The organism is Variovorax sp. AB1(2024) (assembly GCF_037482385.2).
Lineage (GTDB): Bacteria > Pseudomonadota > Gammaproteobacteria > Burkholderiales > Burkholderiaceae_C > Variovorax.
This window is the reverse complement of record NZ_JBBHKP020000001.1, coordinates 3,365,370-3,385,615: the sequence shown is the minus strand read 5'-3', so window position 1 is coordinate 3,385,615 and position 20,246 is coordinate 3,365,370. Positions and strand designations below refer to the sequence as shown.

17 protein-coding genes are annotated in these 20,246 nt (G+C 69.5%); 4 read left to right on the top strand and 13 right to left on the bottom strand.

The window, feature by feature from the left end:
* Positions 1 to 13: 13 nt before the first annotated feature.
* A complete protein-coding gene (locus tag WIX39_RS15795; RefSeq protein WP_409195356.1) occupies positions 14 to 1,576 on the bottom strand; it encodes a methyl-accepting chemotaxis protein in 1,563 nt (520 codons plus the stop codon).
* Between the two features lie 142 nt (positions 1,577 to 1,718).
* On the opposite strand from WIX39_RS15795, the gene WIX39_RS15790 reads away from it, so the two are divergent.
* Positions 1,719 to 4,529 carry a LuxR C-terminal-related transcriptional regulator gene (locus WIX39_RS15790; RefSeq protein WP_409195355.1) on the top strand — a complete coding sequence of 937 codons (2,811 nt, stop codon included), beginning with the start codon at positions 1,719 to 1,721 and terminating at the stop codon, positions 4,527 to 4,529.
* A gap of 19 nt (positions 4,530 to 4,548) precedes the next feature.
* Here WIX39_RS15790 and WIX39_RS15785 read toward each other — a convergent pair whose 3' ends face one another.
* Genes WIX39_RS15785 through WIX39_RS15770 form a run of 4 tightly spaced genes read right to left on the bottom strand, consistent with a single transcriptional unit; the run spans position 4,549 to position 8,415 of the window.
* Positions 4,549 to 5,112, bottom strand: coding sequence for a histidine phosphatase family protein (locus WIX39_RS15785; protein ID WP_409195354.1), 564 nt, complete (start codon positions 5,110 to 5,112; stop codon positions 4,549 to 4,551).
* Entirely contained in the window at positions 5,109 to 5,903 is a 795-nt protein-coding gene (locus tag WIX39_RS15780; protein WP_106934715.1) for an adenosylcobinamide-GDP ribazoletransferase, read from the bottom strand. Before WIX39_RS15780 ends, WIX39_RS15785 begins: the two co-directional genes overlap by 4 nt.
* A complete protein-coding gene (cobT, locus tag WIX39_RS15775; protein WP_106934716.1) occupies positions 5,900 to 6,958 on the bottom strand; it encodes a nicotinate-nucleotide--dimethylbenzimidazole phosphoribosyltransferase in 1,059 nt (352 codons plus the stop codon). Before cobT ends, WIX39_RS15780 begins: the two co-directional genes overlap by 4 nt.
* Positions 6,955 to 8,415: a cobyric acid synthase gene (locus tag WIX39_RS15770; RefSeq protein WP_106937464.1), complete on the bottom strand. Its 1,461-nt coding sequence runs from the start codon at positions 8,413 to 8,415 to the stop codon at positions 6,955 to 6,957. Before WIX39_RS15770 ends, cobT begins: the two co-directional genes overlap by 4 nt.
* A gap of 155 nt (positions 8,416 to 8,570) precedes the next feature.
* On the opposite strand from WIX39_RS15770, the gene WIX39_RS15765 reads away from it, so the two are divergent.
* Entirely contained in the window at positions 8,571 to 8,801 is a 231-nt protein-coding gene (locus WIX39_RS15765; protein WP_081271466.1) for a hypothetical protein, read from the top strand.
* Positions 8,802 to 8,878: 77 nt separating this feature from the next.
* On the opposite strand, the gene WIX39_RS15760 is transcribed toward WIX39_RS15765, so the two are convergent.
* The 4 genes from WIX39_RS15760 to WIX39_RS15745 all read right to left on the bottom strand — a co-directional run bounded on the left by WIX39_RS15760 (position 8,879) and on the right by WIX39_RS15745 (position 16,005).
* Entirely contained in the window at positions 8,879 to 10,375 is a 1,497-nt protein-coding gene (locus WIX39_RS15760; protein ID WP_199851922.1) for an efflux transporter outer membrane subunit, read from the bottom strand.
* 15 nt (positions 10,376 to 10,390) lie between these two features.
* Positions 10,391 to 13,669, bottom strand: coding sequence for an efflux RND transporter permease subunit (locus tag WIX39_RS15755; protein WP_106934717.1), 3,279 nt, complete (start codon positions 13,667 to 13,669; stop codon positions 10,391 to 10,393).
* A 40-nt stretch (positions 13,670 to 13,709) separates the two neighbouring features.
* Positions 13,710 to 14,960, bottom strand: coding sequence for an efflux RND transporter periplasmic adaptor subunit (locus tag WIX39_RS15750; protein WP_081271224.1), 1,251 nt, complete (start codon positions 14,958 to 14,960; stop codon positions 13,710 to 13,712).
* A 148-nt stretch (positions 14,961 to 15,108) separates the two neighbouring features.
* The gene (locus WIX39_RS15745) at positions 15,109 to 16,005 is read right to left on the bottom strand and encodes an alpha/beta hydrolase (RefSeq protein ID WP_081271223.1); all 897 of its coding nucleotides are present in this window, start codon (positions 16,003 to 16,005) and stop codon (positions 15,109 to 15,111) included.
* Positions 16,006 to 16,186: 181 nt separating this feature from the next.
* On the opposite strand from WIX39_RS15745, the gene WIX39_RS15740 reads away from it, so the two are divergent.
* Both WIX39_RS15740 and WIX39_RS15735 read left to right on the top strand, forming a co-directional pair.
* Positions 16,187 to 17,101, top strand: coding sequence for a LysR family transcriptional regulator (locus tag WIX39_RS15740; RefSeq protein ID WP_081271222.1), 915 nt, complete (start codon positions 16,187 to 16,189; stop codon positions 17,099 to 17,101).
* Between the two features lie 199 nt (positions 17,102 to 17,300).
* Complete coding sequence (locus WIX39_RS15735) at positions 17,301 to 18,056, top strand: flagellar brake protein (RefSeq protein ID WP_409195353.1); 756 nt, start codon at positions 17,301 to 17,303, stop codon at positions 18,054 to 18,056.
* 14 nt (positions 18,057 to 18,070) lie between these two features.
* Here WIX39_RS15735 and WIX39_RS15730 read toward each other — a convergent pair whose 3' ends face one another.
* Genes WIX39_RS15730 through WIX39_RS15715 form a run of 4 tightly spaced genes read right to left on the bottom strand, consistent with a single transcriptional unit; the run spans position 18,071 to position 20,242 of the window.
* Positions 18,071 to 18,535: an OsmC family protein gene (locus WIX39_RS15730; RefSeq protein WP_409195352.1), complete on the bottom strand. Its 465-nt coding sequence runs from the start codon at positions 18,533 to 18,535 to the stop codon at positions 18,071 to 18,073.
* Positions 18,536 to 18,564: 29 nt separating this feature from the next.
* Entirely contained in the window at positions 18,565 to 19,116 is a 552-nt protein-coding gene (locus WIX39_RS15725; protein ID WP_081271220.1) for a GNAT family N-acetyltransferase, read from the bottom strand.
* Between the two features lie 47 nt (positions 19,117 to 19,163).
* Positions 19,164 to 19,892: an LrgB family protein gene (locus WIX39_RS15720; protein WP_106934719.1), complete on the bottom strand. Its 729-nt coding sequence runs from the start codon at positions 19,890 to 19,892 to the stop codon at positions 19,164 to 19,166.
* Positions 19,889 to 20,242 (bottom strand): CidA/LrgA family protein, encoded by a 354-nt coding sequence (locus WIX39_RS15715; RefSeq protein ID WP_081271218.1) that lies wholly within the window; start codon positions 20,240 to 20,242, stop codon positions 19,889 to 19,891. The genes WIX39_RS15720 and WIX39_RS15715 overlap by 4 nt, the downstream gene beginning before the upstream one ends.
* Positions 20,243 to 20,246 lie beyond the last annotated feature (4 nt).

The window sequence follows — 20,246 nt, the reverse complement described above, 5'->3', positions numbered from 1 at the left end:
CTCCAGGCGGCACTCAGGCCAGCTTGAACATGCGCACCGCATGCACCAGGCCCGCGGCCTGATCGTTCATCGACTGCGCGGCGGCCGAGGCCTGCTCGACCAACGCGGCGTTCTGCTGCGTGGTGCGGTCCATCTGCTTGATGGCGTCGTTCACCTGCTCGATGCCGGCCGACTGCTCCTGGCTGGCCGCGGTGATCTCCGCCATGATGTCCGTCACCCGCCGCACGCTGCCCATGATCTCTTCCATGGTCTTGCCGGCTTCATTGACCAGCGTGCTGCCGGCCGCGACCTCGCCCACCGAGTCGCCGATCAGCGTCTTGATTTCCTTCGCGGCCGCGGCCGAGCGCTGCGCCAGGCTGCGCACCTCCGACGCCACCACCGCGAAGCCCCGCCCCTGCTCGCCGGCACGCGCCGCCTCCACCGCCGCGTTCAGCGCGAGGATGTTGGTCTGGAACGAGATGCCGTCGATCACGCCGATGATCTCCACCACCTTGCGCGACGAGGCGTTGATGGACGCCATCTTCTCCACCACCTGGTCCACCACCGCGCCGCCGCGCGAAGCCACCTGCGAGGCCGAGTCGGCCAGCTGGTTGGCCAGCCGCGCGTTGTCGGCGTTCTGCTTGACGGTGGAGGTCAGTTCCTGCATGGAGGCCGCCGTCTGCTCCAGCGAGCTGGCCTGAGCCTCGGTGCGCGAAGACAGGTCGCGGTTGCCCGAGGCGATCTGGCTCGACGCCGTGGCGATGGAATCAGTGCCGTCGCGCACCTGCCCCACCACCTTGGCCAGCTCGTCGTTCATGGAGCGCAATGCGCGCATCAGCATGCCGGATTCCGAGGAGTCGGCCACCTCGATGCGCGCCGTCAGGTCGCCCGACGCCACCTGCTGCGCCACCGTCACCGCCTGCCCGAGCGGCCGCGTGATCGAGCGCGTCATGCGAAAGGCCAGCAGCAGCCCGCCGACCAACGAGGCGCAGCTGATCCACACGATCAGCCACTTGGCGCGCTGGTATGCGGCCTGGGTCGACGCGGTGCTTTCGTCCGCGCTTTTCTTCAGCTGCGCCTGGAAGGCCGCGACATGCGCCAGCACCTGGTTCAGCAGCGGCATGCATTCCTGGGTCAGCACCCTGACTGCCGCCTCGGTCTGGTGCGAAGTGGCAAGCGCGACCACGTTGCCGGCAATGGGCAGGTACTGCGCCTCGAGCGCGCGCAGCTTCTCGAGCATCTGGCGCTCCTCCGGGGTCGAGGCGGCCGGGTCGGCCATCACCGCGGCCATGCCCTGCAGGCCGGCGTCGATCTCGCGCTGCGAACTGCCGACGAGCTCCATGTCTCCTTTCTGCCCGGCCGAGTCTTTCACCAGCGCCAAGTTGCGCGCCGCGATGGCGCGCTTGCCGATGGCGGACTGCACGCTGTTGAGCTCGTCCAGCTTGCGCTGGCCGACCTCGGTCGCGAAGGCGATGCGTTGCGATAGATTGGCCATCTGGTGCAGGCCGATGCCGGTGATGACCAGCTGGAGCAGCAACAACAGCGCAAAACCCAGCCCGAGGCGGGCTCCAATCCTGAGATTCGAAAGATCGAGCATGTGGCTTCCTCAAAAAAAGTTGCGTGGTCTCCCTTTCGTCATCGGCGGCCCCGGCATGCGCCACCCCACCCCTGAAGGGTGGGATTGGCAAACCCGGATACATGTGTTTCAGCGGGCGCCGGATGAATGAAAATTCACACGGATGCAATCCGACCTCTCCCCCGGCGCGACCGCACTGCGCGCCCGCAGCCGCAGCCGCCGGCTGCTGGTCCGCCAGAGCCTGCTCGACCGGCTCGCCGGGCCGGGCACGCGCCGCTGTGTCGTGCTTCGGGCGCCCGCCGGCTTCGGCAAGAGTTCGCTCCTGCTCACATGGCAGCGCGAACTGGTCTCTGCGGAAACCGATATCGCCTGGCTCAGGCTCGCCGACGTTCCCGAGGGCGACCTTCATTTCATGACCGCCCTGATGGCGGCACTGGGCGCCATCGATGCCGCCATCACCCGGCAGGCGGTGGCACACGCGCGCCCCGATGCCTACGCCATCGAGCGGCTGGTCATCGCGCTGGTGCGGGGCATCGCCGCGCACGGCCGCAAGGTGGTGCTGATCGTGGACGACGTGCACTGCGCGCAGAGCGAGAACGTGCTGCACGCGCTGCAACTGCTCGTCGAGTACGCCCCGCCCAACCTGCTGTGCGTCTTCGCGAGCCAGCAAGAGCTGCCGATGACGCTGGCGCACACCCCGGGCTCCAAGACAGTGCTGGAGCTGCGCAGGGACGACCTGCGTTTCAGCCTTGCGGAGTCGATCGACTACCTCGGCATGCGCCTGCCCGACCTGGACGAGCGCGCCGCCACGGCGATCCACCGGCTCACCGAAGGATGGCCGGCCCTGTTGCGGCTGGCCAGCGCCGACGTGCGCCGGCGGCGCGGGGTGCAGTCGTCGCCCCTGGTCCACGGCGTGCCCGACCCCGAGCCCTTTGCCGCGTACTTCCACGCGCACGTGTTCTCCCGCCTTTCGGCCACGCAACTGCGCCTGCTCACCTGCTGCGCCGCCGCCACCCGCTTCAACGCGCTGCTGTGCGCCGACCTGGCGGGTGCCGGCTACACGCCCACTCTGTGCTCGGAGCTGCTGGAACCGCTGGCGCGCGAAGGCCTGCTGTCCTCCCCGCCGGAAGGGCCGGAAACACCCGAACCGCCGGAAGCACAAGACGCCGCACCGCCGCGCGAACGCTGGTGGCACATGCACCCGCTGCTGCGCAGCGTGCTGCTGACGCGCTTCGAGGCCTGGCCCGAGACGGAGCGCCTGCGGGTGCATGCCACGGCCTGCCAGGTGTTCGCGCTGCGCGGCATGCACCACCAGGCCGTGCGGCATGCGCTGGCCGCCGGCCACCGCGAGACGGCCGCCCGGCTGGCCGAGCGCGGCGCGGCGGCCCTGTTCACCCAGGGCCGGATGAACGAGGTGATCGCGCTGGTGCGCCAGCTCGACGCCCGGACCGTCGGCGACAACACCAATCTCGCTCTCTGGATGGCCTGGGTCGAACTGGCCGACTACCGCCTGGACGACTGCGCGCGCAGCATCGAGCGGCTGCGCGGACAGGCGGGCGCCGTAACGCCGGATCGTGCGCCGGATCTTGCGCCGGACATGCGCTACCGGCTCACGCTGCTGAGCTGCCTGCTCGCCATCCGCAACGACGACAACGACGCGCTCTCGCGGCTGCTGCCGGAGCTGCTGGCCCCGCCGCCGGGAGCCGACGACTTCGCGCTGGCCGGACGGCACAACGTGCTCACCTGGCTTTACCTGCACCGCGGCGAGTTCGAGCAGGCGCGGCGCATACAGCGCGACGAGCCCACGCCGCGGGTGGACGGCGAACCGATGGTCGGCACCCTGTTCGGTTCGCTGATGGGACGCTGCCTCGTCGGCCTGTCGTATGCCGTCGAGGGCCAGATGCACCGCGCGGAGCGCATCTACCGCCAGGTGCTGAACGAAGCGCAGGAACGCGGCGCGCGCTGCGCCGAGGCCGAGCGGCTGACCGCGCAGTTGCTTGTCGAGGTGCTCTACGAGCAGCACGGTCCGCTGGTGGCGGCGCGCTTCATCCAGGAACAGCTGGGCGCGCCCGACGGCCTGATTCCGGACACCGCCCTGCGCATGATCATCGTGTCGAACCGCGCGCAGCAGGCCGCCGGCCGCCGGCGCGAGGCGCTGGAGCATCTGGCGCAGGCCGCGAGCTTCCTGGGGCGCTTCGGCATGGACCGCGCACTGGCCTGCGTGCTGCTGGAGCAGTTCAGGATCCAGCTGGCGGGCAAGGACGCCGAAGCGGCACGGGCCTCGTTGCAGGAACTGGAAGTGCTGCAGAGCCGGCACCCGGGCGTCGAGCCCGGCACCCTGCGGCGCATCGCCGACGTCGTGGAGCAGGCGCGCATCTGGCTGGCGATGCACGACGGCGAACTGCTGCCCACGCTGGCGAAGATCGAAACCCTCTCGCACCGCTACGGGCAACGCGGGCAGATCGGCTTCGTCGCCGCGCTCCAGCTCCAGGCGGCCGAGGTCGAGCGCAGGCTCGGGCGCGCCGAAGCGTCGAGGGCGCGCGTGTGCGCGGCCCTGCGCCTGGGCCACAGGCTGGGGCTGCTGGCCACACTGCTCGGCGCGCACGACAACGCCCTGGAGCTGATCCGCACCGCGACCACGATTCCCAATCTCGACCCGGTGCTGTCGTTCTTCATCGAACGCATCGAGGCGCTGGCGCAATCGCAACGCGACGCGAGCGCCGAGCCCGCGCCGACGCCGCGCTTCAGGGACGACCGCCGGCCGAGCAGCCAGCTCACGCTGCGCGAAGCCGAGATCGCCGAGCTGCTGCTGCAGTCGCTGCCCAACAAGAAGATCGCGCTGACCCTCGGCCTGTCGCTGGACACGGTCAAGTGGCACCTGAAGAACATCTACATGAAGCTGGACGCCCACGGGCGCAGCGCCGTCGCGCAGCGCATGCGGCAGGAGGCGGAGCGCGACGACGACGGCAGGTAGCCGCCGACATTTCTCTCTGTCAGGCGGAGGTCGGATGCCCGAAGGTCAGCCAGCCGCCGAACGGCATCTCGCCGCCGGGCCAGTCGCCCGCTGCCGCCGGGCAACGGATGCCGCGCTGCAGCAGCGTCACCGCGCGCAGCACGCCGGAGTGCGTGACCCAGAGCGTGTCGCGCCGCTGCGCCAGCCATTCGTCGTGCGCGGCGGCAATGCGCGCCATGAAGGCGCGCACGCTCTCGCCGTGGGTGCCCACGCGCAGGTCCGCGAAATCGGCGGTCCAGGCGTCGAAGTCTTCGCGCGGAATGGAGGCCCACGCGCTGCCTTCCCAGGCGCCGAAATCCATCTCGGCCAGCCGCGCGTCGCGCCGCACCGGCAGCTCGGGCCGCAGCGCGGCGATGGCGTCGGCCAGCGCGACGCAGCGCCGCAGCGGCGAACTGCACAGCAGCGTGCCGGCCGGCAGCAACGGCGCGATGCGCCGGGCGGCGTCCAGCGTGGCGCCGGCATCGGCTTCGAGGTCCGTGGCGCCGTAGCAGAGGCCCGGTTCGGCCACCACCGGGGCATGGCGCTGGAGCCAGAGCGTGCTCATGCCCGCCAGGCCAGCGCCAGGTAGATCGCGAGCTCGCAGACCTGCTGGGTCGCGCCCAGGCCGTCGCCCGTGAAGCCCTGCAACCGCCGCATGAAGAGCCGCGCCATCCAGCCCGCGGCCAGCAGGGCCATGAGCACCGCCGCCCCGACGTGCACTGCGTCGTGCGCCAGCAGCAGCAAGGCCACGGCCGGCACCGTCCACAGCAAGGCGATGAGCAGCGCGCCGCCGCTGATGGCGTCCGCCAGCGGCTTGGCCTTGCTCGCGCCGCTGTCGCCCACATAAGGCAGCCAGCGGATCAGGAACAGCGGCATCAGCCGCGACAGCACATGCGCACCGACGATGGCGATGGCCACCGGCTGCAGCCCGCGCGCGGCCAGCGTGGCGAGCAGCGCGAACTTCAGGCCCAGCGCCAGCACCAGCGCCACCGCGCCGAAAGCGCCGATGCGCGAGTCCTTCATGATTTCCAGCGCCCTTTCGCGCCGGGCCGATCCGCCCAGGCCGTCCGCCACATCGGCCAGTCCGTCTTCATGGAAGGCACCGGTCAGCATCACCGTGGCGACGGTGCTCAGCACCGCCGCCGCCAGCGCGCCCGCCACGCCGGGCAACCCCGTGCCCACGCCGGTGAAGACCAGGGCGGCCACGCCGCCCACCAGCCAGCCGATGCCCGGCAGGTGCGCGGCGCTCGCACGCAGCATCTGCGGACTGAAGCCGACCCAGTCCGCGAGCGGGCCCGTCACGGGCACCCGCGTGAAGAACTGCAATGCCAGCAGGAAGTGCCTGATGCCGCTCATGCGTCCTTGCGCGACACGCCCGCCGCCTCGAAGCTGGCCATTTCGCGCAGGATGCGGCAGGCCGATTCGAGCAGCGGCCACGCCAGCGCCCCGCCGGAGCCTTCGCCCAGCCGCAGGTCGAGGTTCAGCAGCGGCTCCAGGCCCAGTTGCTCCAGCAGCAGCACGTGGCCCGGCTCGGCCGAGCAATGCGCGGCCACGCAGCGCTGCGCCACATGCGGCTGCAGGGCCTGCGCCACCAGCACGGCAGAACTCGCGATGAAGCCATCGACCACGATCACGCGGCGCTCTTCGGCCGCCTGCAGCACGGCGCCGACCAGCGTGGCCACCTCGAAACCGCCGAAGGCCGCCAGCGCGTCCAGCGGTGCCGTCGCATCCGCGTGCAGCGCGAGCACCTGGCGCAGCACTTCGCGCTTGCGCGCCAGCCCCGCGCCGTCGAGCCCGGTGCCGATGCCGGTGCAGTCGTCGATTCGCAGGCCGCCCAGCCGCGACAGCAGCAGCGCGGCCGACGAGCTGTTGCCGATGCCCATCTCGCCGAGCAGCAAGGCGTTGCCCGGCAGCGCCTGCACCACTTCGCGCCCGTTGGCGATGGCCTGGGCGCATTGCTCCGGGCTCATGGCCGGGCCGGCCGAGGCGTCGGCCGTGCCGGCGGCAATCCGGCGCGAGACAAGGCCGGGCCGGGGCTGGAAGTCGCGCCGCACGCCGCAGTCGACCACCGTCAGCGCCAGACCGTGCTGGCGCGCCAGAACGCTCACCGCCGCGCCGCCGGCCAGGAAGTTCTCGACCATCTGCCAGGTCACGTCGCTCGGATAGGCCGAGACGCCGCGCGCCGCCAGCCCGTGGTCGCCCGCGCAGACCAGCATCTGCGGCGCCTCGAGCAGCGGCAGTTCGGTGCCCAGGATCAGCCCGATGCGCAAGGCCAGCGCCTCCAGCCGGCCGAGCGCGCCGAGCGGCTTGGTCTTGTTGTCGAGCGCGCTCTGCAGGCGCACCGCCAGCGCTGCGTCGGCGAGGTCGGGAATGGTGGGAATGGCGGGAATGAGGTCGTCGTCGTTGTTCATGCAATCAGCCCGGCCAGCACGCCGGCGTCGAAGTGTGTGTCGATGAAATCGGCCAGGCCGTCGAAGGTGGCGTCCAGCGTGGGAGCCGAGGCGCCGAACAAGGCATGAAGCGCGCCGGGGTCTTCGAACAGGCCGTGCATGTAGATACCCAGCACATTGCCGCGCGCGTTCTGCCAGGCCAGCCCTTCGGGCATCACCGGCCGGCCGTCGTGCGCCAGCTGCGGATGGGCGGCCGTCTGGCCGTGGTGGATTTCGTAGCCGGCCACCGGCACGCCGGACAGCGCGGCCCATGCGCCGCCCAGTTCGCCGAAGGTGGCGGCGCGGTGGCGCACCGTCTTCTCGCGCGCGAACACCGTCACCAGCGGCAGCAGGCCCAGCCCCGGCGCGTTGCCGTCGATGCCGTGCGGATCGACCAGCGCCTCGCCCAGCATCTGCAATCCGCCGCAGATGCCCAGCACCGCGCCGCCGCGTTCGGCGTGCGCTGCCACGGCGCTGTCGAGCCCCTGCGCGCGCAGCCAGGCCAGGTCGCCGCTGGTGTGCTTGGAGCCGGGCAGCACGATCCAGTCGGCGCCGGCCACGTCGGCCGGCGTGCGGGCCCAGACCAGCCGCACGCCCGGTACGTTCTTCAGCGCCTGGAATTCGTCGAGGTTGCTGATGCGCGGATACGCCACCACCGCCACCGTGCGGGTGACGGTGCCGCTCGCGCGGCTGCGGTCGTCGAACACGCCGTCTTCCTCGGGCAGGCCGTGCTGCCACCACATGGGAAGCGTGGCCACGGTGGGCACGCCGGTCAGTTCCTGCAGCTGCTGCGGCGCGGGCGCCAGCAGCGCGGCGTCGCCCCGGAACTTGTTGAGCACGAAGCCGTGCAGCAGCGAGCGGTCGGCCTCGGGCAGCAGCGCCCAGGTGCCGTACAGGTGCGCGAAGGCGCCGCCACGGTCGATGTCGGTCGCCAGCAGGCAGCGGGCCTGGGCGTGGCGGGCGATGCGCATGTTGACGATGTCGCTGGCCATGAGGTTGATCTCGGCCGGCGAGCCGGCGCCTTCGATCACCACCACGTCGTTCTCGGCGCGCAGTTCGTCGAGCGCCCGGGCGATCTGCGGCCAGACGCGCTCGCTGCGCCCGCGCCACGGCAGGGCCGAGAGCTCTTCGCTCACCTGCCCCATCAGCACCACCTGGCTGTGGGTGTCGCGCTCGGGCTTGAGCAGCAGCGGGTTCATGCGCACGTCGGGCACGGCGTTGGCGGCCAGGGCCTGGAAATACTGGGCGCTGCCGATTTCTCCGCCGCCCACCACGCGGGCGTTGTTGCTCATGTTCTGCGCCTTGAACGGCGCCACCTTCAGGCCGCGCCGCGCATACCAGCGGCACAGCGCCGTGGCCAGCCAGCTCTTGCCGGCCCCGCTGGTGGTGCCGAGGACCATGACGCACCGCGCCGGCCGGTTTGTTGCCGTTGAACTCATCGGCGAATTGTCGTTGAGCGCCAAAACCGTCCAGGTGGAGCGACGAAATGAGACATCTTTCACACCTGGAGCATTTCAAATGCTGCGCTTGAATCCAAAAGTGGCTCTGATGCGTAGACACGGCTCACACAACGCACAGCATTCATTCAGGGACCATGCCAGTTTTGAACGATTTGGCGCTAGCCGTCGAGGAACACGAGCCGGGCCAGTTTTTCTGGACCCTTCTCGAAGCCCATCACGGCGGCAACGCATCCGAGACCCTCGACTACCGCGTCTACCGCACCGCCGCCAAGCCGCAGGCCACCTACTCCAACGCCCTGGCGATGGGCGTCCTGGAACTGCAAAAAATAAGCGCCGCCGCAGGCACAGCCGGCAATACCGACTGAACCCACGGCGGCGCAAAGACCGCCTTGCAGCGTTCAGGCTTTCACTCTTTCCAAATCTTCTGTCGTTTCCCGGCCGCTCAGCGCGCGGCCACGGCCTGTCCGGTGGCCGACGCTGACGCCACCGGCGCCGGCACGTCCCAGCTCCCGCCGATCGCGCGGATCAGCCCCACGGCCGCCTGGTACTGCGCCGACTTCACCTGCAGTGCCTGACGGCGGTTGCGCAGCTCGCTGCGGCGCGCGTCCAGCAGGTCGAGCTGGCTGATGTAGCCGTTGCGATAGCGCGTGTCCGAAAGACTCGTGGCGCGCTGGGCCGAGGTCACGGCCTGCGCCTGCACCACCGACTGCTCCTGCAGGATGCGGATGGCCGCCAGCTGGTCTTCGACCTCCTGGAACGCCACCAGCGCCTGCGTGCGGTAGCTGGCCAGCGCGCCGTCGAGCTGGGCGTTGGCGCCCTGCACGCCGGCCTCGCGGCGGCCGCCGTCGAAGATGGGCAGCGACAGCAGCGCGCCCACGCCCCACGAGCGGGCCGACCACTTGAACAGGTCGCCGATCTCTGGCGATGCGTAGCCGGCGGCGCCGGTCAGCGAGATGTCGGGGAACCACGCGGTCTGCGCCACGCCCACGCGGGCCTGCGCGGCCAGCACGGCGCTCTGGGCGGCCGACACGTCGGGCCGGCGCATCAGCACGGTGGAGGGCACGCCCGGCGGAATGTTCGGCAGCACCGTCGACCACTCGTCGGTGCGCAGGCCGAAGCTGGAGGCCGAATCGCCCACCAGCACCGCCAGCGCATGCTCGACCTGTGCACGCTGCCGGTCGAGCGCGAGCGCGTCGGACTCGGTGGACGACACCTCGGTCTGCACCCGCGCCACGTCGAGCTCGGCGATGTCGCCGGCCTGCTCGCGACGCTGCGACAGGCGCAGCGTGTCGCGGTAGGCCTCGACCTGCTCGCGCACCAGGGCGCGTTCGGCATCGAGCGCGCGCAGTTGCAGGTAGGTCTGAGCGGTCTGCGCCTGTATCGCGAGCCGGGTGCTCTGCAGCAGCGCCTCGCGGCCCGCGGCGTCGAGCCGGGCCGCGTTGCTGGCGCCCGAGAGGCGGCCGAACAGGTCGAGCTCGTACGAGAACGTGGCGCCGATGTTGGTCATCGTGGCCGGCCGGGTGCTGGCCGTGGCCTTGTCCAGCCCCGCGCCGCGGTTGGCGCCAGCGCCCAGGCCGATCTGCGGCAGGCGGTCGGCGTCGGCGGTGCGCGCCAGCGCGCGGGCCTCGGCCAGCCGCGCGGCGGCGGCCTGGATGTCGTTGTTGTGGATGTCCGCCTTCTCGACCAGCGCATTGAGCGTCGGATCGTTGAACACCAGCCACCAGGCGCCGCGCGACTGTGCCTCGGAAGGCACGGCACGCGTGAAGCCGGCGGGCGGCGTGGCGCCCTGGTCCTTGCCCTGTTCCTTGAACTGGGCCGTGGTCGTGATTTCGGGCAGGCCCGAAGGCACGGTGGCGCAGCCGGCCAGCGCCAGGGCGGCCAGCAGCGGCAGCACGGCGGCGCGAAGGGGCCTCGCCAAAGTCTTTGCTTGGATATTCATGATGAACTTTCTTGATCAGTCGTCATGCGAAGGACGCGGCGACGCAGGCACGGGGTGCAGCCCGCCGCCACCCGAACCACCGTGCGACGAAGGGGCCGGCGCGGCCGGATGCTCGGCCGACACGAAGTCTTCGCCATGCGGCACCTGGCCGTGCAGCTTGAGCGGCCGGTTGCCCGCCAGGCGGCGCAGCAGCACGTAGAACACCGGCGTCAGGAACAGGCCGAAGGCCGTCACGCCGATCATCCCGGCGAACACCGCCACGCCCATGGCCTTGCGCATCTCCGAGCCCGCGCCGGTCGACAGCACGAGGGGCAGCACGCCCATCACGAAGGCCAGCGAGGTCATGAGAATCGGGCGCAGGCGCAGGCGGCTGGCTTCGATGGCGGCCTGCACCGGTGTGCGGCCGGCAAACTCCAGCTCCCGCGCGAACTCCACGATGAGAATCGCGTTCTTCGCACTCAGCCCCACCAGCACGATCAGCCCGATCTGCGTGAAGACGTTGTTGTCACCCCCCGATATCCACACGCCCGTCATCGCGGCCAGGATGCCCATGGGCACGATCAGGATGATCGCGATCGGCAGCGTCAGGCTTTCGTACTGCGCGGCCAGCACCAGGAACACCAGCAGGATGGCCAGCGGGAACACCAGGAAGGCGGAGTTGCCGGCCAGGATTTCCTGGTAGGTCAGCTCGGTCCACTCGAAGCTCACGCCCTTGGGCAGCGTCTCGGCCGCGATCTTGGTGATCGCGTCCTGCGCCTGGCCCGACGAGTAGCCCGGTGCCGGGCCGCCGTTGATGTCGGCGGCCAGGTAGCCGTTGTAGCGCATGGCGCGTTCCGGCCCGAAGGTCGAGTTGACCTTCATCAGGGCCGACAGCGGCACCATTTCGCCCGATGTCGAGCGCACCTTCAGCAGCCCCACGTCTTCGGCACGGGCGCGGTAAGGCGCATCGGCCTGCACCCGCACGCTGTACGTGCGGCCGAACTTGTTGAAGTCGTTCGCATACAGGCTGCCGAGGTAGATCTGCATGGTGTCGAAGATGTCCGTCACCGGCACGCCGAGCTGGCGGGCCTTGGTGCGGTCGATGTCCGCGTACAGCTGCGGCACGTTGACCTGCCAGCTCGTGAACATGCCGGCCAGCTCGGGCGCCTGCTGTGCCTTGGCCATGAAGGCCTTCACCGCGGCGTCCATCTGGTCGTAGCCCACCGAGGCGCGGTCTTCCAGCTGCAGCTTGAAGCCGCCCGTGGTGCCCAGGCCCGCCACCGGCGGCGGCGGGAACATCACGATGAAGGCGTCCTGGATGCCGGCGAAGGCACCGTTGAGCTGGCCGGCCACCGCGCCGCCGCTCTGGTCGGGGCGCTTGCGCTGGTCGAAGGGCTTGAGCGTGGCGAACACGATGCCCGAGTTCGAGCTGTTGGTGAAGCCGTTGATCGACAGGCCCGGGAAGGCGATGGCGTCTTCCACGTTCGGGTTCTTCTTCATGATCTCGCCCATGCGCTGGATCACTTCGTCGGTGCGGTCCAGCGTGGCGCCGTCGGGCAGCTGGGCAAAACCGATCAGGTATTGCTTGTCCTGCGCCGGCACGAAGCCGCCGGGCACGGCCTTGAAGAGGCCGAAGGTCACGGCGATGAGCGCGACGTAGATCGCCAGCATCAGCGCCTTGCGCGAGATGACGTTCTTCACGCCGCCGCTGTAGGCCTCGGAGCCGCGATGGAAAAGCCTGTTGAAGCCGCGGAACAGCCAGCCGAAGGCACGGTCCATGCCGCGCGTCAGCGCGTCCTTGGGCTGGTCGTGGCCGCGCAGCAGCAAGGCGGCGAGCGCGGGCGACAGCGTGAGCGAGTTGATCGCCGAGATCACCGTCGAGATCGCGATCGTCACCGCGAACTGGCGATAGAACTGGCCCGTGAGGCCGCTGATGAAAGCCAGCGGCACGAACACGGCCACCAGCACCAGCGCGATGGCGATGATGGGACCCGACACTTCGCGCATCGCGCGGTATGTGGCTTCACGCGGCGTGAGCCCGGCCTCGATGTTGCGTTCGACGTTCTCCACCACCACGATGGCGTCGTCCACCACGATGCCGATGGCCAGCACCAGCCCGAACAGGCTCAGCGCGTTGATCGAGAAACCCAGCACGTGCAGCACCGCGAAGGTACCGATCACCGACACCGGCACGGCCAGCAGCGGAATGATGGAAGCGCGCCAGGTCTGCAGGAACAGGATCACGACCAGCACCACCAGCATGATGGCTTCGAGCAGCGTGTGGATCACCGATTCGATCGATGCGCGCACGAACTGCGTCGGGTCGTAGGCGATGCGGTATTCCAGGCCCTCGGGCATGTTCTTGTTGAGCTCTTCCATCGTCTTGCGGACGTTGGCCGAGATGTCGAGCGCATTGGAGCCCGGCGCCTGGAACACGCCCATGCCGACGGCCGGGTCGTTGTTCAGCAGCGAACGCAGCGAGTAGTCGGCGGCGCCCATTTCCAGGCGGCCGATGTCGCGCAGGCGGGTCACGGCGCCGTCGGTGCCGCTCTTGACGATGATGTCGCCGAACTCTTCCTCGCTCTGCAGGCGCCCTTGCGCATTGATGGAGAGCTGCATGTCCACGCCCGACAGGCCCGGCGAAGCGCCGACCACGCCGGCCGCGGCCTGCACGTTCTGGCCGCGGATGGCGGCCACCACGTCGCTGGCCGAGAGGCCGCGCTGCGCGACCTTCTGCGGGTCGAGCCACACGCGCATGGAGTAGTCGCCGCCGCCGAAGATCTGCACCTGGCCCACGCCTTCGATGCGCGCCAGCGGGTCCTTCACGTTCAGCACCGCGTAGTTGCGCAGGTAGTTGATGTCGTAGCGGTTGTTGGGCGAGACGAGGTGGACCACCATCGTCAGGTCGGGCGCGCTCTTGACGGTCGTGATGCCGAGCCGGCGCACTTCCTCGGGCAGGCGCGGCTCGGCTTGCGAGACGCGGTTCTGCACCAGTTGCTGCGCCTTGTCGGGGTCGGTGCCCAGGCGGAAGGTGACGGTGAGCGTCAGCACGCCGTCGGTGGTCGCCTGGCTGCCCATGTAGAGCATGCCTTCGACGCCGTTGATCTGCTCTTCGAGCGGGGTGGCGACGGTCTCGGCGATCACCTTCGGGTTGGCGCCGGGGTACTGGGCGCGCACCACCACCGAGGGCGGCGCGACTTCCGGGTACTCCGATATCGGCAGCCCGCGCAGCGCGATCAGGCCGGCTATCAGCATCAATAGCGACAGCACGCCGGCAAAGATCGGCCGGTCGATGAAGAATTTTGAGAGATTCATGTTGGTTCTCCGGCGGGCGCGGGAGCGCCCTCCTCCTAAATCAGGACTTCGCGGCCTCGGCCACGCGTTCCGGTTGTTGTTGCTTGGGGTCGGCCTTGGCGTCCATCGTCACTTGCTGCGGCGCCACCAGCGCGCCCGGGCGGATGTGCTGCAGGCCGTTGACGATGACGCGGTCACCCGCCTTCAGGCCCTTGCTCACCACGCGCAGGCCGTTGATGGAGGCGCCCAGCGTCACTTCGCGGTAGGCGGCCTTGCTGTCGTCGCCCACGACCATCACGAACTTCTTGTTCTGGTCGGTGCCGATGGCGCGCTCGCTCACCAGCAGCGCGCTGTCGCTGCGCGCCTGGCCCATGCGGATGCGGGCGAACTGGCCTGGGATGAGCGCGCCGTCCTTGTTGTCGAACGAGGCACGCACGCGCACCGTGCCGCTCTTGGCGTCGACCTGGTTGTCGATCAGCTGAAGCTTGCCGGTGAAGGGCGTGCCATCGAGGCCGGCGGTGCCCATCTGCACGGGAATGCTCTCGATCTGGCCGCGGGCGCTGGAGCCGGTGGGCAGTTCCTTCAGGGCACGGGTGATGACCTGCTCGTCGGCGTCGAAGCTCGCGTAGATCGGGCTCACCGACACCAGCGTGGTCAGCACCGGGGCGCCCGGACCGGCGGCCACCAGGTTGCCCACCGTCACTTCGATGCGGCCGATGCGGCCCGACACCGGCGCGCGCACCTGGGTGTAGCCCAGGTTCAGGCGCGCCGACTGCAGCGAGGCTTGCGCCGCGCGCAGGTTGGCGTCGGCTTCGCGGCCGGCGTTCACGCGCTCGTCGAATTCACGCTGGGCGATGGCCTTGTCGTCCCACAGGCGCCTGGCGCGCTCCTGCTCGCTGCGGCTGAACGACTGGCGGGCCTGGGCGGAGGCCACCTGCGCCTCGGCGCGCTCGACCTCGGCCGCGTACGGCGCGGGGTCGATGGTCACCAGCAGGTCGCCCTGCTTCACCAGCGCGCCTTCGCGGAAGTGCACCGACTGCACGGCGCCCGCGACGCGGGAGCGCACATCGACGCGCTCGACAGCTTCGAGGCGGCCCGAGAACTCGTCCCAGGCGTTGATCTCGCTCGAAGCCACTGTCGCCACCGACACCGGCGTGGCCTGCGGCGCGGCCGGGGCGTTGTTGGCTTCGGCCTTGAAGCTGTACATGCCCACCACCGCGGCAGCCACTGCCAGCAGTGCGGTCAGGCCGGTCACGGCGGGCCACAGGCCCTTGCGGGTTGCGGAAGACAGCTTTTTCTCGTTGTTCGACATGATGGTTCGTCCTTCTCGATGACTTTTGGGATGCAACAGGCCAGCCCGGCGCTTTTCGGCACCAGGAGGCGGATTTCGGAAAAAAAGAGGCCCTCGCACGCTGCCGCGCTGGCAGCGTGTCGATCAGGCGGACGGGGTCGGCCGGCTACTAACTGGGGTGGTTGGGCGCCGTACCCTTGGGCGCGGCCTTTGGCGTGGTGGCGCTGAAGAAATCACGGAAGTGCTGCTGCACCGTGGCCTCGCAGGCCACGCAAGCCGTGTTCTCGGTGTCGTACAGCGCCTTCGGCCAGTCGGTGGCGCTGGGCAGCACGCTGCTCGTGACCTCGATGCCGGCGGCGCGCAGGCGGCCCGCGAAGGTCAGCGCCTCGTCGCGCATGGCGTCGTCCTGCCCCACCAGCACCAGCGCGGGCGCCAGGGCCGACAGCCGCAGCGAGCCGCTGGGCACGGCATAGGGGTGCGTGGCGTTCGAGGGGCAGCTCAGGTACTTTTCCCAGCCGCTGGCCCAGCGGCATTCGGCCGCGTCGTTGGTGGCCTTGCGCAGCGAGGCGGTGCCGGCGCACGGGTCCAGCATGGGCGACAGCAGGATCTGCCCCGCCACCGGCGGATGCGCCCGATCGCGGGCGATCAGCGCCACGGCCGCGGCCAGGTTGCCACCGGCTTCCTCGCCGGCCAGGTAGACCTGCGCGCCCTTGCCGCCCAGCTTGGTGCGCTGCTTGTAGAGCCATTCGAGGGCGGCATAGCCCACCTCGATCGGCTCCGGGAACGGCGACTGGGGTGCCAGCGGGTAGGCCAGCGAAACCACCACCGCCCCGGCGCCGGCCAGCAGCCGGGCCACGTTGCGGCCGTTGTCCAGGCCGCCGCACACGAAGGTGCCGCCGTGGAAATGCAGCACCAGCGGCACCACGTCGCCCTTGGCGCGCTGGCCATACACCCGCGCGCCGACCGGCTCACGGCCGGGCAGTTCGATCGACAGATCGGCTTCCACGCCTTGTGCCGCGGCGCGCGCTGCGGCTTCGGCTGAACTGGACGATGGAACGGGTGACATGGGCGACCTCGGGGGAATGGGCGATGGTTGAAATATAAGGCGCTACATGGGGCCTTAAACAGGAAACATGGCCCCACTCTGTTTCCAAACCGACAACAATCCCGGGCGCCATGGGGAATGCCCGCATATGTGAGAATCCGCTCCCCCCGGTGTGGGCCGGGTATCCCAGAACAGGCATTCAATGGATCAAATCCAGGCCATGCGGATCTTTGTCCGCGTCGTGGAGGCGGGCACTTTCACCCGGGCCGCCGACTCGCTCGCGCTGCCCAAAGGCACCGTCACCAAGCAGATCCAGGCGCTGGAATCGCGCCTGCGGGTCAAGCTGCTCAACCGCACCACGCGCCGCGTGACGGTCACGCCCGACGGCGCGGCGTACTTCGAGCGGGCCGCGCGCCTGCTGAACGACTTCGACGACATGGAAGCCAGCATGACGAATGCGCAGGCCAACCCCACGGGGCGGCTGCGCATCGACATCGGCACCTCGGTGGCGCGGCTCATCATCCTGCCCGCGCTGGCCAGCTTCTGCGACCGCTACCCCGACATCCAGGTCGACCTGGGCGTGAGCGACCGCACGGTCGACCTGATCAGCGACAACGTCGACTGCGTGATCCGCGCGGGCGAACTCAGCGACCAGTCGCTGGTGGCGCGGCGCATCGGCACGCTGCACTTCGTCACCGTGGCGTCACCGGCGTACATCAAGCGCTACGGCATGCCGCAGCATCCGAACGACATCGAGAAGCGGCACCACGTGGTGAGCTATTTCTCGGGCACCACGCGGCGGGTGTACCCGCACGAGTTCAAGAAGGGCGACGAGCAGATCGAGCTGAACGGGCCCTACCGGGTGTCGGTGAACGAAAGCAACGCGCACATCACGGCGGTGCTGGGGGGCTTCGGCATTTCGCAGTGCATCACCTTCATGGCCGAGCCGCTGCTGGAAAGCGGCGAACTGGTCGAGGTGCTGCCCGACTGGAGCCGCGACCCGCTGCCCATCCACGTGGTCTACCCGCCCAACCGGCACCTGAGCGCGAAGGTGCGGGCCTTCGTGGACTGGGCCGCGGAGCTGTTCGCCAAGAATCCGAGGCTGCAGCGGCGCTGATTGCGCCACATTTGCAGAAGATAATTCGCGCCGGGCCCTAAAACTTGGCCGTCCGATGCCGCTATTAACTGAGGGCCGATTCCGGAAAGCGTCGCGATTTCCGGTTGGAGGCACGTGCCGCGGGCCCACTGGGGGCCGCGCAGCAGCCCCGGCAGGAGCCTTGGTACGCGCCCGCAAGAACATACACACCGGCAAGCTCATGGATACAGACCAGTCGAACGGCCAGGCCGACGCGCCCGACGAAAGCACAGGCAACTTCGGACGCCGCACGCCGGCGGAAATCGGCGTTCAGCTGCGCAATCTCGTCAATCGCAGCAACAACCTCACCGTCCAGTACGCGGGCGGCCAGCTCGTGACGCAGCTGCTGGACGTCGATCTGCGCAGGCGTGTCTTCACCTTCGACTGGGGCTCGCAGCCCGAGCAGAACCGGGGCCTGCTGGCGGCGCGGCGCTGCCTGTTCCAGGCCCAGCCGGAAGGCGTGCGCATCGAGTTCTCCATCACCACGCCGCGCGAGGTGCGCTACGAAGGCATGCCCGCATTCGAGGCCGACTTTCCCGAAGTTCTGGTCTACATGCAGCGCCGCGAATACTTCCGCGTCGACGCGCCCATCCTCGATTCGTACACCTGCTCGGGCCGCCTGCCGCCCAAGGGCGATCCGTTCAGCTTCGAGGTGCAGGACCTGTCGATCGGCGGCGTCGGCCTGCGCACCAAGGACGAGCGCGTGGCCGAACTGCCTGTGGGCACGCGCCTGCTCGACTGCGGACTGTCGCTCGGCACGCTGGGCCAGCTCACGCTCGACATCCAGCTGGTGTCGCGGCGCGACACCACGCTGGAGAACGGCACGATCCGCTACCAGCTGGGATTCCGATTCGTGGCACTGCCGGCCGGCGCCGAAACCGCGCTGCAGCGGCTGATCACCCGGCTCGAGATGAAGAGCCGTTCGCTGGTGGGCTGAAGCCGGTCGGCCGGTCAGTACACCGGCTCGCAGCGCACCTCGGTGCGGACCGAATTCGCGATGAAGCACTCTTCATGCGCGCGGTGGTGCATCTGGTCGATCTGCTCGCGCGTGGGCAGGTGCTCGCCCGAGAAATGCACCTCGGGCCGCAGCGTGACCACCGTCATGGCCATCTTTCCCTCGGCGTTCTTTTCCATCGTGCCGACGGCCGCGTCGAAGTAGCGGTCGACCACGAACTTGCGCTTCACCGCCATCGTGAGGAACCACAGCATGTGGCAGTTCGACAGCGAGGCGACGAACATTTCCTCCGGGTCGACGGCCGAGGCGTCGGACATGGGCAACGGCACCACGTGCGGCGACGACGACGCCGGCACCTCCGCCCCGCCGTCGAAGCGCAGCATGTGCCGCCGGCTGTAGGTGTTGCCCAGGAAATCCTGCTCGCCTCGCTGCCAGAGGACTTCGGCTGTGTAGTGGGCCATGGGTGGCGCTCCTTGCCTGTCGGCGGTTGTCAGAGATGGATGAAGTAGCGGAACTTGGTCAGGCTGCCCTGGCTCGGCAGGGTGAGGAAGGTCTCGGCCTGCACGCCGCCGTTGGCCAGGATCACCTTCTGCGACGCGAAGTTGTCGGGGCTGGTCGTGATCTCGACGCGGCTCAGCCCCTCGCCGGCGGCCAGCGTGAGCATGGCGCCCAGCGCACGCGTCGCGTAGCCCCTGCGCTGCTTCCACGGCACCACGCTGTAGCCGATATGGCCCAGGCAGTAGACCGGCAAGGCGATGGTGCCGGGCTGCCAGCGCAGGTCGATGCTGCCGCAGAACTCGCCGTCCCACATCCAGAGCTTGTAGCCCGGCAGGCGCGGCACCCGCGAGCCGTCGGGCAGCGTGACCGGCGGGCCCTTGGCCTCGCGGTCCACCAGGTTCTCGAGGAACAACGCGGCATCGGCCTCGATGGCCGCGCGCTCCTCGGCGCCCGATTCGGGCCGCGACTCGTCGCGCGCCCAGCCCCGGTTCAGGGCCGACACATAGCTGGCCAGGTACGGCTTCGCGGGCCAGACGAGCTCCATCGGCCGCGGCTCGGTGATGGATCTGGGCCAGTACCGCGGCACGCGCCTCAGGCCCCCATCAGCCTGACGATCAGCGGCACCAGCAACGCCGTCGCGATGCCGTTGAGCCCCATGGCCAGCGCGGAAAAGGCGCCCGCCGTCTCGTTCACCTGGATGGCCCGCGCCGTGCCGATGCCGTGCGCCGCCATGCCGACCGCGAAGCCGCGCACCGCGGGCTCGCGGATGCGCAGCAGGTTCAGGAGCCCGGTGGCCATGATGGCGCCGGAGATGCCCGCAATGGCAGCAGCCACGGCGGCCAGCGACGGCAGGCCGCCGATCTTCTCGGCCACGCCCATCGCGATGGGCATGGTGGCCGACTTGGGCGCCAGCGACATCATCAGCTCGTGCGAGCCGCCCAACGCCCATGCAATGCCGATGGCCGAAACAATGGCAGCGACCGAACCCACGAGCAGCGCCACCCCGATGGGCAGCCACAGCCTGCGCAGCCGGCCGACCTGCCCGTAGAGCGGCACCGCCAGCGCCACCGTGGCCGGGCCGATGAGGAAATGCACGAACTTCGCGCCCTCGAAATACGTGTCGTAGGGCGTGCGGGTGAGCAGCAGCACGGAGACGATGACGATCACCGATATCAGCACCGGGTTGACCACCGGATTGCGCCCGCTGCGCGTGTGCAGCCACAGCGCGCCCAGGTACGCCAGCAGCGTCAGCGACAGCCACAGCAGCGGCGACTGCGCGAGGAAGACCCAGATTTCGGACAGCCTGGCAGGTGCGCTCATTCCGCATCCTTGCCGGTGATGCGGATCATCCAGCGGAAAGTGAGCGCGGTGACCGTCATGGTGAAGGCCGCGCCCACGATGCCTGCCGCGAGGAACGGCAGCCACTCGCGCCCCACCCGCTCGAAGTGCAGCATGACGCCAGCCACTGCAGGGATGAAAAGCAGCATCAGGTTGCGCAGCAGATGGCCCGATGTGTCGCCCAGCGACTGCGGCACACGGCCGCGCACCAGCAGGCCGACGAACAGCAGCACCATGCCGATCAGCGGCCCCGGGATCGGCAGGTTGAGCCACTGCACGAGCAGTTCGCCGGCGAGTTGGCAAAGAAAGAGCGTGGTGATGGCGTAGAGCATGGTT

Bases quoted from the DNA above. Each gene is read 5' to 3' on its own strand.
- WIX39_RS15795 (WP_409195356.1), bottom strand. From the start codon at position 1,576: ATGCTCGATCTTTCGAATCTCAGGATTGGAGCCCGCCTCGGGCTGGGT.
- WIX39_RS15790 (WP_409195355.1), top strand. From the start codon at position 1,719: ATGCAATCCGACCTCTCCCCCGGCGCGACCGCACTGCGCGCCCGCAGC.
- WIX39_RS15785 (WP_409195354.1), bottom strand. From the start codon at position 5,112: ATGAGCACGCTCTGGCTCCAGCGCCATGCCCCGGTGGTGGCCGAACCG.
- WIX39_RS15780 (WP_106934715.1), bottom strand. From the start codon at position 5,903: ATGAGCGGCATCAGGCACTTCCTGCTGGCATTGCAGTTCTTCACGCGG.
- cobT (WP_106934716.1), bottom strand. From the start codon at position 6,958: ATGAACAACGACGACGACCTCATTCCCGCCATTCCCACCATTCCCGAC.
- WIX39_RS15770 (WP_106937464.1), bottom strand. From the start codon at position 8,415: ATGAGTTCAACGGCAACAAACCGGCCGGCGCGGTGCGTCATGGTCCTC.
- WIX39_RS15765 (WP_081271466.1), top strand. From the start codon at position 8,571: ATGCCAGTTTTGAACGATTTGGCGCTAGCCGTCGAGGAACACGAGCCG.
- WIX39_RS15760 (WP_199851922.1), bottom strand. From the start codon at position 10,375: ATGAATATCCAAGCAAAGACTTTGGCGAGGCCCCTTCGCGCCGCCGTG.
- WIX39_RS15755 (WP_106934717.1), bottom strand. From the start codon at position 13,669: ATGAATCTCTCAAAATTCTTCATCGACCGGCCGATCTTTGCCGGCGTG.
- WIX39_RS15750 (WP_081271224.1), bottom strand. From the start codon at position 14,960: ATGTCGAACAACGAGAAAAAGCTGTCTTCCGCAACCCGCAAGGGCCTG.
- WIX39_RS15745 (WP_081271223.1), bottom strand. From the start codon at position 16,005: ATGTCACCCGTTCCATCGTCCAGTTCAGCCGAAGCCGCAGCGCGCGCC.
- WIX39_RS15740 (WP_081271222.1), top strand. From the start codon at position 16,187: ATGGATCAAATCCAGGCCATGCGGATCTTTGTCCGCGTCGTGGAGGCG.
- WIX39_RS15735 (WP_409195353.1), top strand. From the start codon at position 17,301: ATGGATACAGACCAGTCGAACGGCCAGGCCGACGCGCCCGACGAAAGC.
- WIX39_RS15730 (WP_409195352.1), bottom strand. From the start codon at position 18,535: ATGGCCCACTACACAGCCGAAGTCCTCTGGCAGCGAGGCGAGCAGGAT.
- WIX39_RS15725 (WP_081271220.1), bottom strand. From the start codon at position 19,116: ATGGAGCTCGTCTGGCCCGCGAAGCCGTACCTGGCCAGCTATGTGTCG.
- WIX39_RS15720 (WP_106934719.1), bottom strand. From the start codon at position 19,892: ATGAGCGCACCTGCCAGGCTGTCCGAAATCTGGGTCTTCCTCGCGCAG.
- WIX39_RS15715 (WP_081271218.1), bottom strand. From the start codon at position 20,242: ATGCTCTACGCCATCACCACGCTCTTTCTTTGCCAACTCGCCGGCGAA.